The organism is Pseudoxanthomonas sp. SE1, from assembly GCF_029542205.1.
Taxonomy (GTDB): Bacteria; Pseudomonadota; Gammaproteobacteria; order Xanthomonadales; family Xanthomonadaceae; genus Pseudoxanthomonas_A.
In genome coordinates this window covers 2,066,722-2,080,951 of sequence record NZ_CP113783.1, presented here as the reverse complement: position 1 = coordinate 2,080,951, position 14,230 = coordinate 2,066,722, and the positions used below count along the sequence as shown (strand labels likewise).

General features: G+C 67.4%; 9 protein-coding genes. All 9 read right to left on the bottom strand.

Annotated elements, in window-relative coordinates; genetic code table 11:
- Positions 1–150: 150 nt before the first annotated feature.
- The 9 genes from OY559_RS09785 to OY559_RS09745 all read right to left on the bottom strand — a co-directional run bounded on the left by OY559_RS09785 (position 151) and on the right by OY559_RS09745 (position 14,191).
- Positions 151–1,170, bottom strand: coding sequence for a glycoside hydrolase family 43 protein (locus OY559_RS09785; RefSeq protein WP_277729833.1), 1,020 nt, complete (start codon positions 1,168–1,170; stop codon positions 151–153).
- Positions 1,167–2,045 (bottom strand): alpha/beta hydrolase, encoded by an 879-nt coding sequence (locus OY559_RS09780; RefSeq protein WP_277729832.1) that lies wholly within the window; start codon positions 2,043–2,045, stop codon positions 1,167–1,169. The genes OY559_RS09785 and OY559_RS09780 overlap by 4 nt, the downstream gene beginning before the upstream one ends.
- 131 nt (positions 2,046–2,176) lie before the next feature.
- Positions 2,177–3,031, bottom strand: coding sequence for an aldose epimerase family protein (locus OY559_RS09775; protein WP_277729831.1), 855 nt, complete (start codon positions 3,029–3,031; stop codon positions 2,177–2,179).
- The gene (locus OY559_RS09770) at positions 3,021–4,058 is read right to left on the bottom strand and encodes a glycoside hydrolase family 43 protein (RefSeq protein WP_277729830.1); all 1,038 of its coding nucleotides are present in this window, start codon (positions 4,056–4,058) and stop codon (positions 3,021–3,023) included. The genes OY559_RS09775 and OY559_RS09770 overlap by 11 nt, the downstream gene beginning before the upstream one ends.
- Before the next feature lie 17 nt (positions 4,059–4,075).
- Positions 4,076–5,560 (bottom strand): MFS transporter, encoded by a 1,485-nt coding sequence (locus tag OY559_RS09765; RefSeq protein WP_277729829.1) that lies wholly within the window; start codon positions 5,558–5,560, stop codon positions 4,076–4,078.
- Between the two features lie 66 nt (positions 5,561–5,626).
- Positions 5,627–8,317 carry a glycoside hydrolase family 3 protein gene (locus OY559_RS09760; protein ID WP_277729972.1) on the bottom strand — a complete coding sequence of 897 codons (2,691 nt, stop codon included), beginning with the start codon at positions 8,315–8,317 and terminating at the stop codon, positions 5,627–5,629.
- Positions 8,318–8,325: 8 nt separating this feature from the next.
- A complete protein-coding gene (locus tag OY559_RS09755) occupies positions 8,326–10,092 on the bottom strand; it encodes a glycoside hydrolase family 43 protein (RefSeq protein ID WP_277729828.1) in 1,767 nt (588 codons plus the stop codon).
- Complete coding sequence (locus OY559_RS09750) at positions 10,089–12,032, bottom strand: sialate O-acetylesterase (RefSeq protein ID WP_277729971.1); 1,944 nt, start codon at positions 12,030–12,032, stop codon at positions 10,089–10,091. Before OY559_RS09750 ends, OY559_RS09755 begins: the two co-directional genes overlap by 4 nt.
- A gap of 38 nt (positions 12,033–12,070) precedes the next feature.
- Complete coding sequence (locus OY559_RS09745; RefSeq protein WP_277729970.1) at positions 12,071–14,191, bottom strand: alpha-glucuronidase family glycosyl hydrolase; 2,121 nt, start codon at positions 14,189–14,191, stop codon at positions 12,071–12,073.
- Positions 14,192–14,230 lie beyond the last annotated feature (39 nt).

Sequence of the window (14,230 nt, the reverse complement as noted above, 5' to 3'; positions counted from 1 at the left end):
TGCGGCCTCAGGTTTCGGTGGGTGTCGTGTCACGCGCGCCACCCGCCGCCTCACTCGCGCCGCTTGCAAGGCGAATATGGAAACGGTGGTCTGGATCGCGGACGCGAATCTCGCGCGGTCACGGCGTAGCGATGATGACGTGATCGCCGGCTATGGCGGCCCTGCCGATATCCCGGCCTCCGTCTGCCGTACCGGCTTCAAGGTTCCGTCTGGGTTGTACTGCAGATACTCGACCGTGACCGCGCGCCGTCCGATCGCACCGTTCTGGTCGCCGATGGCGAGTACGGCGTTGTGCAGGAACAGGTACCAATGGCCTTTGAACTCGGCGATCCCCGGATGGATCGTGAAGCTGTACTTGCCGGAGCCCGTCAGTTCGCCGCGATACGTCCAAGGGCCGGCCAGTGATGTCGCCGTGGCATAGGACACCTTCTCGTCGCGGTGCGTGGCACGGTCCAGGGAAGCGTACGTGAGGTAGTAAAGCTCGCCCCGCTTGTGCAGCCACGGGCCTTCTTCGAAATGCGGAGGCGTGATCTCGGTGATGGGGCCGTCCAGCTCGATCATGTTCGGCTTGAGCCGCGCGATGTAGCACTGCCGATTGCCCCACGCGATCCAGGTGGTGCCGTCGTCGTCGGTGAAGACCGTGGGATCGATGTCCTCCCAGCTGTGCGTTCCCTTGGGCGTCATCCGGTTGGTGATCAGGGCCTCGCCCTTCGCATCGACGAAGGGGCCTGTCGGGGTGTCGGACACCGCTACGGCAATGGCCTTCCCGGGCTGCGTGGCGTCATGTTCGACGGCCGCGTAGAACCAGAACCGCCCGTCCTTCTCGATGGCCTGCGACGCCCACGCGTCCGCCTTGGCCCAGGTGAAATCGGCCACCTTCATGATCGGTCCGTGGTCGACCCATGTCGCCATGTCCGTGGTCGAATAGACCAGCCACTCGCGCATGTTGAACATCTCGTCGCGCTGCGCCTGATCGTGCCCGACATACAGATAGAGACGGTCGCCGACCACGAGCGGCGCCGGATCGGCGGTGAACTTGTCGCGGATCAGCGGGTTCGACCGCGGCTTGGCGGCATGCCTCCCCTCCCCGATCGCCTGCGCCGACAACGGAAGCGGAAGCGGAAGCACGGTCGCTAACAGCAACACGCACGCAAGGCGATGGACGTTCATCGCGTCTTCTCCTCCATTGCGGGTTGACGTCCCTGCCCGCCCCGCTCCAGCCAACCATGCATCGCCATCCAACTCGCGAACGCATCGAACCAGCCCGTGCTCGTCGTCGGCTTGCGATACATCCCGAACCCGTGGCCACCCTGTTCGTAGAGATGGAATTCCACCGGCCGCCGTGCGGCGCGCCATCCTTCGACCAGGCCGAACCCGCTGTCGGAGAACAGGCCATCGTCAGCCGCGATCGCGACGAACAGCGGCGGTGCGTCCGCGGGCACCGCCATCGCGGCCAACGGCCCATAGATGGTGGCGATGAAAGCAGGCTTCGCGTCTTCGACGGCCAGCGTCGTGGCGAGCGTCAACATGGCGCCCGCAGAGAAGCCGACCATGCCGATGCGGTGCGGGTCCACGCCCCATTCGGTTGCGCGGCTGCGCACCAGGGCGAATGCCGCACGCGCATCGGCGAGTTGTGGACCAAGCCGCGGAATCGAGGCCGCCGGATCCACGCGATGCGGTGGCACGGGCCCGGACAGCATCGCCTGCACCGATTGTGCGAAGCCATCGAGGTCATCGGGTGTTCGCTCCAGCCGGTACTTCAGCACAAACGCGGCGATACCGCGGTCCGCCAATGCGCGTGCCACCTCCCACCCCTCGTTCTGCATCGACAACGAACGGAAGCCTCCGCCCGGCGCCACGATCACGGCAGTGCCGGTCGCCTTGGCGGGATCCGGCAGGAACGGCGTGAGCGTTGCCCTGCTGACATTGCGCACGAACACGCTGCCGTACTGGCGGTGCCAGGCTTCGGCATCCTTGCTGTCCGGCGTTGGACGGAAGACGAGCGGAATGGCGTCGGGCTGCAGCGGCGTGGCGATTGCGGTCATCGCATCGTCCTGCGCATGCACAGGCGCGGCGAGGATCCACACCATCGATGCGAGCACAACACAGCGGACGACAACCGTCCGAACACCGACTACCAGCGACGCGAGGCGAGAGACCCATTGCAGATGAACCTTCATGCCGCCCTCCCCTCGCCCCTCTGCCAGGCGAGTTCGAACGTCAGGTGCAGGCGCTGGCCCGGCGACAACACGCGCGGCGCAAGCGTGAACGCATCGGGTGGTCCGGTCTGCGGTTCGACGCAGGTCGAATGGGCGGCACCGTCGTACACCACCCAGTGATCGGTGTCGGCGCGCAGCTGCAACACCTGGTCGGCACGATGCAGGGCGATCTCACCGCCCGCCACGAAACAGTCATCCCACGGGCCGGGGCTGGGCGGTATGCGCGGCAGCGTGGCGATACCTTCGGCGTCGCGCGGGTACATGGCCTCGGGTTCGAAGACCAGTCGATCGGGTTTGCGGAACCAGGGGTGCCAACCGAGCACGGCGGGCATCGCCTGCTTCCCCGCCTGCACAGCGAGTCGCAGCAACAGTCGATCGCCTTCAATGCACACCGATTGCGTCGCGGTGCCTCCGAAGCGCCAGTAGTCGTCTTGCGGAAGCACGAGCGACATCTCGGCGCGGTTCGCATCTGGCGCATCGATCTGCCAAGCCCGCGAGAATCCGACGCCATGGATCGCATGACCACCGAAGTTCACCGGCACGGCATGGGACGCGCCGGCGAGGTCAAAGTGTCCACCACGCAGACGGCCCGCCCACGGCACCATGGGGTAGCAGCCCCAGGCGATGGTCGCGGGCCAGCCGTCGTCCGGTCCCACCAGCCAGTCCATTCCGTCGAAACGGATCTGCGCGAGACGCCCCCCGGCGTCCGGCGCCAACGCGACCTGCAGCCGACCTGCGCGCAACCAGTGCAGCGGACCGGCCGGCATGGGCGCAAGCGCATCGTCGCGCGGCGACAGCCGATCAGCCGCCATAGGGATCGATGGTGCGGATGCGCCCGTCCGCGTCGTGGTGCAGCACGGTGCACTTGGCGGAACGCAGGTGCGTCACGCCGCCCGACATCAACGCATCGTGATAGAACAGGTACCACTGCCCACCGAACGCACAGATGGAATGGTGGGTGGTCCAGCCGACGACAGGCTTCAGGATCACGCCGCCGTAGGTGAACGGGCCATACGGGTCATCGCCCACGGCATAGCACAGCAGATGCGTGTTGCCGGTGGAGTACGACAGGTAGTACCGGCCTTCGTATTTGTGCACCCAGGGACCTTCGAAGAATCGGCGCGCGTGGTCGTCGGCGCGCAGCGGCTGCCCGTGTTCGTCCAGGATCACGATCTCGCGCGTGGCTTCGGCCAGCGTGGTCATGCCCGCGTCCAACCGGCCGACGCGCGGCCCCAGCGCAGGCGCATCGCCCACCGGCTCCTCGTGGGCCGCGTCGTAGCGGTTGTCGCGGTACTTCTGCAACTGGCCGCCCCAGATGCCGCCGAAGTACAGGTAATGCGCCCCGTCGTCGTCCTCGAACACGGCCGGATCGATCGAGTACGCGCCTTCGATGGGATCCGGTTCGGCGGTGAACGGCCCTTCCGGTTTCTCCGCCACCGCCACGCCGATACGGAACAGGCCACCGCCGTCCTTGGCGGGGAAATAGAGGTAATAGCGACCCTCGCGGCTCGCGGCATCCGGTGCCCACATCTGCTTGTCGGCCCATGGCACATCATGCACGTGCAGAGCCATGCCACAGTCGATGGCCTCGCCCTCCGGTGTGTCCATCCGCAGCACGTGGTAGTCCTCCATGCCGAAGTGGCCTCCCTCGTCGTCGAAAGCCCCGCCGCTGTCGATGTCGTGCGAGGGATAGATGTAGAGCCGTCCCTCGAACACATGCGCGGAGGGATCAGCCGTGTAGATATGGGTGACCAGCGGCTTGGAGATGGCGCGTTGCACCAGTTGTACGAGCTCGGCTTCGCCCGGCTGGGTTTCGTCGTGGATGGCAGTGTCGTTCATGGTCAGAGATGTGGGAGTCACGCGGCTGCGCCCGCTGCGCGGCGACGCTGGTCGAGGTCGTGTTCGATGCGCGTCTCCATCCGCTTGTCGATCTGGTAGATGAAGAGCAGCGCCACGGCGACCAGGAAGGGAATCGAGCAATAGACGCTGACGGTCAGCCGGATGCCGTCGACGACCGCATCGGGCTGGCTGGCAGCCCCCGCCTGGTAGCCGTAGTGCGCCAGGATGCCGGCGACCAGCGCGCCGCCGACGCTGAGCCCGATCTTCAGGCCGCACAACATGGCGGAGAAGATGATGGCGGTGGCGCGACGATGGTTCTTCCACTCGGAATAGTCGGCAACGTCCGCGATCATCGCCCACAGCAGCGGGATGGTGATGCCGTAGCAGAAGCCATGCAGCATGAAGGCGCCGAATGCCAGCTCCACCGCGGTGGGAGGAAACACGTAGAACGCAAGCAGGAACAACGTCGACACGAACAGCGCCCCGCCGAACACATCGCGCTTGCCGAAGCGATCGGCCAGCCGGCGCGAGAATCCGATGCCCAGAATCATGCAGAGGATGCCGCTGCCGTTGAACAGGCTGAAGGCCGAGGTGGCCGGATCCTCGGGCCACTGGAACCCGGCCAGGCCCACCCCGGTCAGCGCGGCATTGAGACCGGCGATGAAGCCGTTGAATCCCGAGGCATCGAGGAACGACGCCAGCGCCGCCTCACTCATGTAGTACTGGAAGTAATAGATGTACGTGCCGCCCTTCAGGGCGAGGTTCATGAACACCAGCACCGTCAGCAGCAGCATCACCTGCCAGGGCCGGTTGCGTACCAGGTCCGCCAGGTCCTGCAGCACACCGCCGGATTGCTCCTTAGTCGGCACGATGCGTTCGCGCGTGGTGGCGAAGGTGATCAGGAAGAACACCGTGCCCACCACGGCGAATAGGGTCATCACCCGCTCGAAGCCCTGCACGCGGTCGCCGTCGCCCAGGATCAGCACCAGCGGCATCAGCAGCACCTGGATGATGAACTGCGCGATCATCACCGCCACGAAGCGATACGCCGACAGGCTGTTGCGCTGGGCCATGCTGCCGGTCAGCACGCCGCTGAGCGCGGAGTACGGCAGGTTGTTCGCCGCATAGACCAACACCAGCAGGCTGTAGGTCAGCAACGCATAGGCGACCTTGCCCCGCTCACTGAAGTCCGGCGTACTGAAAGCCAGCAACGACAACACGCCGAACGGGATCGCTGTCCACAGGATCCACGGCCTGAACCGGCCCCATCGTGTCGCCGTGCGGTCGGCGAGGATGCCGATCAGCGGCGTGAACACGAACGCACCCAGCAGGCCCACCACGAAAATGATGGTCGCCGCCGTCGCCGGTGGGAGCCGGTACACGTCGGTATAGAAGAACGCCAGATAGGTGATGAGCGTCTGGAAGATCAGGTTCGCCGCCAGATCACCCAGGCTGTAGCCCAGCTTTTCCCGGACCGACAAGGGTTGTTCAAGGTTGGACATGCGGTTCTTCCGAAGGTGTTCGATGGCGTGCGCGCGTGGCGTCGCGGGCACGATGGGAAAAGGATGTCATCGGCCGGCCGCCTTCACGTCGAACTGTCCACTGGCGCGCAGGTCGGCACTGGACGCACCCACGCGCACCTCGTAACGCCCGGGTGCCACGGCATAGGCCTTGCGGCTGTCGTCGTAGCGCCGCAATGCGGCATCGGCCGCGAGCACGAACGACACCGTGCGCCGCTCCCCTGGCTTCAGGTGGATGCGCTGGAAACCGCGCAGTTCCTGCTGCGCAGCGCCCGGCATGGCCTGCAGCGGACGCACGTACAGCTGCACGACCTCCTCGCCGGCGCGGGTGCCGGTGTTGGCCACCTGCACCTGCACCGTCATGCTCCCATCGGGCGCCACGACGCGCTTGTCCAGCTGCAGGTCGCTGTAGTCGAACCGCGTGTAGGACAGGCCGTGTCCGAACGGGTACAGCGGCGTGCCGCGGAAGTACCGGTACGTGCGGCCTTCCATCGCATAGTCGTCGAACGCGGGCATCACCTCGTCCGCCTTGTAGAACGTCACGGGCAGGCGACCGGCGGGATTGATGTCGCCGAACAGGGCATCCGCGACGGCGGTTCCGCCGCGCTGCCCCGGATACCAGCTCATCAGGATCGCGGGCAGATTCGCCTGCGACCAATCCACGGCCAGCGCGGAACCGCCCGTCAGCACCAGCACCACCGGCTTGCCGGTGGCGTGCAGCGCTTCCAGCAGTGCACGTTGCGGCGACGGCAGGCGCATGTCGGTGCGATCGCCTCCGGCGAAACCGGGATAGTTGACCGTCATCTCCTCGCCTTCCACATCGCCGGTCAGGCCGCCGACGAACACCACCACATCCGCATTGCGCGCGACATCGAGCGCTTCCTCAAACGGCGGCTTCGCACCCGGCATGCGCCAGGCCAGCCGCACGCCGGCATCGCGTTCGCCGTCGTAGTACTCCAGGCGCAGCTCGTAGGCGCGCCCGGCCTGCAGGTCGAGCTCCACACCCTCACTGCGCAGGCGGTCGCTCGCAGCCCAACGGTCGAGCACGCGCTTGCCATCCACGTACAGGCGGAAGCCGTCGTCCGCAGCCGCTTCGATCCGGTAGCGGCCCGATACCGGCGGCAGCAGCTGGCCGCTCCAGCGGATGCTGAAGCCATCGTTCGGGATGCCCTGCCCCGGCGCCGCTTCGCCGCGGGCCAGCAGGTTGTCGGTGGGCGAACCGCGATCCCAGCGGAAGCCGATCTGCGCATCGGTGCGCACCAGTGCCGGCGTGCCGGACAGATCCGGCGTGCGGAAGTACTCGCCGCGCAGGCCGCGTTCGGGGGAACCGGCCGCAGGCCGCAGGAAAGCGGCTTCGATCAGCGGCGTTGCGGCCGGATCGTCGCGCCCTTCCACCAGGTCCACGCCGCGCGCGTACGTCACCTCGATGCCTTTCGCCGCGTCGCGGATGCCCTGCAGCACCGTCACCGGCGCAGCCGGCGTGCCGTAGTAGTTGCCGAGCAGCGCCATGGTGTCGTCGGCGGTCGGGCCGATCACTGCGATGCGCTTCAGCGTGCGCGGCAGTGGCAGGGTGCCGTCGTTCTTCAGCAGCACCAGCGACGCCTGTGCCGCTTTCAGTGCCAGCGCATCGTGCGCTGGCGCCTGGTTGACTGCGTACGGAATGCGCGCCCAGCGCACGCGCTCCGGCGGGTCGAACATGCCCAGCCGCATGCGCGCCGCGAACAGCCGCGTCACCGCATCGTCGATCTCGGCTTCGCTGATCAGTCCCTGGCGCACCGCAGCGGGCAGCGTGGCGTATTCCTCGCCGCACTCCAGCTCGGTGCCATTCTTGACGGCCAGCGCTGCGGCTTCCTCGCGCGTGGCCACGATCTTGTGGTTCTTCCAGATGTCGACGATGGCCCAGCAGTCGGATACCACGTACCCCTTGAATCCCCAATCGCGACGCAGGACGTCGCGCAGCAGGAAACGGCTGGCGCTGGCCGATTCGCCGTAGACGCGGTTGTAGGCGCCCATCACCGCGTCCACGTCGCCTTCCTTCACCAGTGTCTCGAAGGCAGGCAGGTAGGTGTCATGCAGATCGCGCTGGCTCGGGCGCGCATCGAAGTGATGGCGGTCGGCCTCGGGGCCGCTGTGGACGGCGAAGTGCTTGGCGGTGGCATCCAGCTTGCGGTAGGTCGGGTCGTCGCCCTGCAGGCCGCGTACGAACGCCACCCCCATGCGCGCGGTCAGGTACGGATCCTCGCCGTAGGTTTCTTGGCCGCGACCCCAGCGCGGGTCGCGGAAGATGTTGATGTTCGGCGACCAGAAGGTGAGTCCCTGATAGCGGCCATGCGAGCCGTCGCGCACGAACTGGTGATGCTTGGCGCGCGCCTCGTCGCTGATGGTGGTGGCCACTTCGCCCATCAGCGGCACATCGAACGTCGCGGCCAGACCGATGGCCTGCGGGAACACCGTCGCCTGGCCCGCCCGCGCCACGCCATGCAGCGCTTCGTTCCACCAGTCGTAGGCGGGAACGCCCAGGCGTTCGATGGCAGGCGCGGCGTTCTGCATCTGCGCCGCTTTTTCTTCCAGCGTCATCTGCGAGACCAGCGCCGCGGCCCGCGCCTCGAAACTGCGCGAGGTATCCAGCCACGGCTTCGCATCGGCCGCCTGTGCAGACGGCGACGTCCATGCAGCGACGCACAGCGCCAGCGCGCACAGGCCGGGCGCGACGCGCCGGGCGATGGAAAAGCAAGGCATCGTCATCATCATTCGCTCCTCGGAGCGCGCTCGTCGCGCGCGAAAGGTCCCAGCAGGGCGCCGACGAAGCCGCCGGCACGATCGGTACTCAGCACGGTGCCATCGACCTGGCTGGCCAGTGTTTGCCATCCGCGTCCATCGCCCGCGTCATAGGCGAAACCGTAGTCGCCCTCGTCGCCTTCGATCTTCAGACGGAGTGCGTCGGTGGCGTCGACCTCGCGCGTGGCCAGCGTGCGGGTGGTGCCGCTGCCGTCGCGCCCTTCCAGGAACACCGCGACGCGGTCGCCCGGCAGACGGCGCACACCGAGGAAGTACCAGTACGCTTCGCTCTGGAAAGCGGCCAGTCCCGCGGCCACGCCCTCTGCCGGCGTGCTCATCGCGGTGCTTGCCTCGAAGCGCAGATGCTGCTGGCGGCGACCGAGGAATGCCGGGTTGCGCAGCGTTTCCAGGCCTTCCGGCAGCGGATGCACGGCGAGCGCGCCGGGGCGTACGGCCAGGTCTGCCCACGCCCTCTTGGGTACACGCACGCGCAACCATTCATGCGCCAGTGTCGTGCCATCGAACTCGTCGCGATGCACGAAATTGCCGGTGAAGGGCGCCTGCGTCGCATCCCCGCGCATCCATGCAGGCGCGGCGGCGATGTAGGGGATGGTCTGCCCCGCCGGCAGGATCACCGGCCAGCCATCGCGCCACTGCACCGGCAGCAGATAGGTTTCGCGCCCGGTGTTGTAATGGCGCTGCTGGTAGTTGCGGCTGGCCAGGAACACCGCCCACCACGTCCCGTCCGGGCCTTCGACCAGATCGGCATGCCCGGCATTGGTGATCGGCAGGCGCCGATCCGCCGGCAGGTCGCGCTGGGTCAGGATCGGATTGCCTGCATACGGCGCATACGGTCCCCAGACATCGCGGCTGCGCAGCACCACCTGCGAATGCTGCGGCCCGGTGCCGCCCTCGGCATCGGACAGGTAGTACCAGCCGTCGCGCTTGTAGATGTGCGGCCCCTCGATCCAGATCGGATTCTTCTCGGGTTCCACACCGCCATCGATCAGCACCTTGCGCGGGCCGATGGGCTGGAAGCGCGCGATGTCGATCTGCTGCATCCAGATGGCGCGATGGCCGTCGTAGCGCGCGGGTCCGGGCGGCTCGTCGTTGTTGAGCAGGTAGACCTTGCCATCGGTATCGAAGAACAGCGACGGATCGATGCCGCCGATGGTCGGCAGCCAGTGCGGATCCGACCAGGGCCCGGCGGGATCGCGCGCGGTGGCGATGAAGTTGCCGCCGCTGTCGGTAGCGGTTGTGACCACGTAGAAGAGGCCGTCATGGAATTCGATGGTCGGCGCGAAGATGCCGCGCGACACGCTCAGTCCATCGAAGTCGAGCTGCGAGGGCCGGTCGATGACGTTGCCGATCTGCTTCCAGTGCACCAGGTCCGTGCTCTCGAACACGGGGATGCCCGGGAAGAAGGTGAAGCTGGAATTGACCAGGTAGAACTTGCCGTTCGCGCTGACGATGCTGGGGTCGGCATGGAAACCGGCCAGGATGGGGTTGCGGTAGTGGCCGGCCGGCAGCGGCGGTTCGAATGCCGCATCGCGACCGGTGTATTCGAACCAGTCGAAGTAGACCGGCGGCGCCTGCTCCTTTGACTGGGCGTTGCCGGTGACCGTCAGCAACAGGAGCGCGGCGGCCAGGACGGTTCGCGCGGGGTTGCGGGTTGAACCCCGCCCATCGACGTGTCGGCGATCGTTCTGTTGGCGACGCAGGGAGAACAGCTTCATCGGGGCACCTCGACAGCAGGGACGGGAAGTTCGAAGGGACCTGCCGGCAAGCCGGCGGTGTCGCGCAGCGTGCATACCGGGCCATCCGCCCAGCAGTAGCGCACGTACATGGCATGGGCCGCACGCGGGCTGCGCAGCACGACGTATCGCCCCTCGAGGGCGGCATCCGCGTAGTCGCAGCGCTTGCCTGCATCGCAAAGTTCGAAGCCGATGGGGCCGTTCGCGCCGGTCGTCACCAGCGCACCGGTGACATCGTCGAACGCGACCCGCACGCCGTCCGTCATGCGCGCTGCCTCGCGTGCAGTCGGGCCGGACGGGGCGAGCCCGCGCTCACCGTAGACGACATGGCGTGCCACGCGCGCCAGGCGGCGACCGAGTTCCTGCTTGTTCGGCGGGTGGATGTCGTAGGCGTCACCGATGTCGATGGCGACCACCAGCCCGGCGTGCGGGTCTTCGGCGACAACCCGTCGCTGCGCCTCGCGCACCTGCGCCCAACCGCTTTCCACCGGTGCGGACGGTGGCATGCCATAGCCGGCCAGTTGCACCACCATCCACGGCACCTGCGCGCCGAAGCGCTGCCGCCAGTCCTCACGCAGCAGGCGCAGCCGCGCGGCATAGGCCGTGGCGTCGCCGGTATTGGACTCACCCTGGTACCACAGCATGCCGCGCAGACCGGCATGGCCGAGCGGCGCGATCATCCCGTTGTACAACGTCGACAGGCCCGCTGCCGCCTGCCACGGCGCACGCGGCGGCTCCCCGGCGCCGGGCTCGGGCCGGTAGCGCCAGCGGCTGTCCAGCACCACGCGGGTGCCATCGTCGAATGTCAGCGCGTGTGCACTGGCCGGGCCGGCGAGCCCGCCATCGCGATAGGTGTCCAGCACATTGACCACCACCGTGTTGATGCCCGCCTTCAACAGTCCGGACGGCAGCGGATAGCGACGCGGCTCACCGGCGCCGTAGCGGCTGCCCACGGCGGTCCCGTTCACCCAGGTCATGTCGGTCTCGTCGGCGGGCCCGAGTTCCAGCGTTGCGCCACGTGCCGCCTGCGCCGCCGTCAACGTCACCTGCGTGCGATACCACACCATGCCGTTGTAGTCGTCTAGCGCGGGCACGCCCCAACGCTCCCATGCACCCAGCGTTGCGGGCGCCGTGCGCCAGCCGGTGTCGGCGGCGCCTGCATGCCAGAGCGCGTCACCCGGCGTGGCGCCTTCGCGCGTGGTCCACCAGCGCTCCCAATGATGTCCCCATCGCGCAAGCGCGGCGGGTGTATCCGTGGCGTAAAGCGCAAGCACGTCGAGCGTTTCATCGCTTCCCCCACCGGCACGCAGTGCTGTGGCGCTGGTCCAGGCTTCGATCCGCGAACCGCCCCAGGCCGCCTGGATCAGGCCCATCGGCACGTCGACCGTCTTCTGCAGTTCCCGCGCGAAGTAGAAGCAGGCCGCGGAGAAATCCCGCACGGACGCCGGCGACGCCACCTGCCAGCGGGGATCGCCCTGGAAACGGGACTGTGGCGCGACGGCGCTTGCCTGCGGCACCGTGAACAACCGGATCCGCGGATGCGCCGAGGATGCGATCTCCGAACTCGCATCCAGTGCGCGCCAGACCGGCAACTCCATGTTCGACTGCCCGGCGCAAAGCCAGACGTCGCCCAGGTACACATCGCGCACCGTCTGCACGGCCGCGCCGGCATTCACCACCAGATCGTAGGGTCCGCCCGCGGCGCGTGCCCGCAGCGTCGCTTCCCAGGTGCCATCGGCAGCAGCACGCGCACGCGCCTTCGTGCCGGCCAGTACCACGCTGACCGCTTCACCTGGCGTGGCATGACCCCAGATCCGGATGGCGGCGTCGCGCTGCAGCACCATGTGATCCTGGAACAGCGCATGCAGCAGCCTGCCTTCGGTTTCTCCGGCATGGGCGACGGGTGCACCCATCACCAGCATCGCAACCGCCAGCACAAACCCGGTGATGCAAGGCGCCTTCATCGGCCGTCCCCCGGGGCATACGGGAACTGCAGTGCTTCGTAGTACGCCAGCGGATGCGGCGGCGGCGCCTGGCCTTCCGGCAGCGGGCGGCGCGCGAATGTCTGGAAGTACGCGATGCTGGCGTCGCGCCACCACTGTGCTTCCTTCTGCTGGATGCCCAGGAAGGCCGCGACCTGCGCATGCCGCGACGCATCGACATGCGATGCCAGGCCGCCCCAGGTGGACCGCATGCCGCGTACGTAGTCCACACCGCGCGAGTAACGCATCACCAGTTCGTCCCACAGCGGCCGACCCGACGCCATCGGGTGATCCCAGGGCACGTGGTGGAACCACAGAAGGAACTTTTCCGGCACGCGCCCGACATCGCCGAACTGCCGCGCCACCGGCGGAAAATACTGCGCCACCGCGTTGCTCCCGGTCGCCGAGCGATCAAAGCCGATGCCGTCCCGGTCGGCCCGGTGGTAGTACACCGATGTCCAGTCCGCCCGCGGTCCGCCCTGCACCCAGGGTCCGGGGCCGTAGTGATGGCCGCGCGCCATCAGGTGATGCAGGCCCAGCGGCGTCATGTAGTCCACGGCTGCCTCGCGCGACCCCATCATCATCTCCACGACGGGTGTCACCAGGCGGTCGTCGCCGGAGAAGGTCATGCGCACCCATTCCTCCGCGATGTCGCGCGAAGACAGCGACGGATTCCAGGCAAGCCGGCCGTACACGTACCAGTTGGCCTGGTCGAAGTGCGACCCGCTCCAGTTGCGGTCCGCGCCGATGTTCGCCACACCGGCCATGCCGGTGAGCGCGTGCCCCTCCAGCGTGCCGTCGATGACTTTCCTGACCGTGGAGCCCGTGCCGCGCGCATGCGTATCCGCGGCGAGCATTTCTTCGTACATCGGCCCCAGATAGACCAGATGCGTCGCGAACCCCAGGTACTCCTTGGTGATCTGCAATTCCAGCATCAACGGCGTACGCGGCATGGCACCGAACAAGGGATGGAACGGCTCGCGCGGCTGGAAATCGACGGCACCGTTCTTCACCTGGACCAGGACGTTGTCGCGGAACCTGCCGTCATGAGGGACGAATTCCGTATACGCCTGCTTGGCCCGATCATCGGGTTCTTCGTGCGAGTAGACGAACGCGCGCCACATCACCGTGCCGCCGTGGGGTGCCAGTGCGTCGGCGAGCATGTTCGCCCCGTCCACGTGGGATCTTCCGTAGTCCTGTGGACCCGGCTGGCCTTCGGAGTTCGCCTTCACCAGAAAGCCGCCGAAGTCCGGAATGAGGCGGTAGATTTCGTCGGCCTTTTCCTTCCACCAGCGCCGCACCGCCGGGTCCAGCGGGTCGGCCGTCTGCAGTCCGCCTATCTCCATCGGCGCACTGAAACGGGCGCTCAGATGGACGCGGATGCCGTACGGACGGAACACGGACGCCAGCGCCCGGGTCTTCTCCAGGTACATGGGCGTCAGGCTCAGTGCATTGGCGTTGACGTTGTTGAGCACCGTGCCGTTGATGCCCAGCGATGCGTTGGCACGCGCGTAGTCGGTGTAACGCGGATCCAGGTAGTCCGGCAACGTATGCCAGTCCCAGATCGACGCACCCGCATAGCCGCGCTCCACGTACCCGTCGAGATTGTCCCAATGGTTCAGCACGCGCAGCTTCACCCGCGGCGATTCGCGCACATCCAATGCACCAACCGCCTGCCCTGTCTGCAGCAGGCGAAGGAAGTGGAAGCTGCCGTAGAGCACGCCGACATCCGTGTTGGCCGCGATCACGGTGGCAGCATGCCCACCCACGCGCACGCTGCGGATCAGGTAGCCCTCATTGCCCAGCGGGCGCGTGTCCAATCGCAGGCCGGCGACAAGGGGGGAAGAAGCGACCGTGCCCGCCACCACCGCGCCATCGCGCGTGACTGCCGCCACGACATCCGGCGCCTGCCCGGTCACACCGGCAAGGCCACGCAGCAGCTCCGCATGCGCGGCGGCCAACGTGGCCGACGGCACCGGCATCACCAGCTGCGTGGTACGCGACCGGTAATGCTCCACCGTTGCCGGCGCAGCGGGTGCATAGCGCAGCCACAGGTCGTAGCCGTCCTCCGCCCGCGCACCGGTCGCTTGCGCGCACATCAGAAAGCCCAGCACCACCGTGTGGAGGCCGCGCAGGAA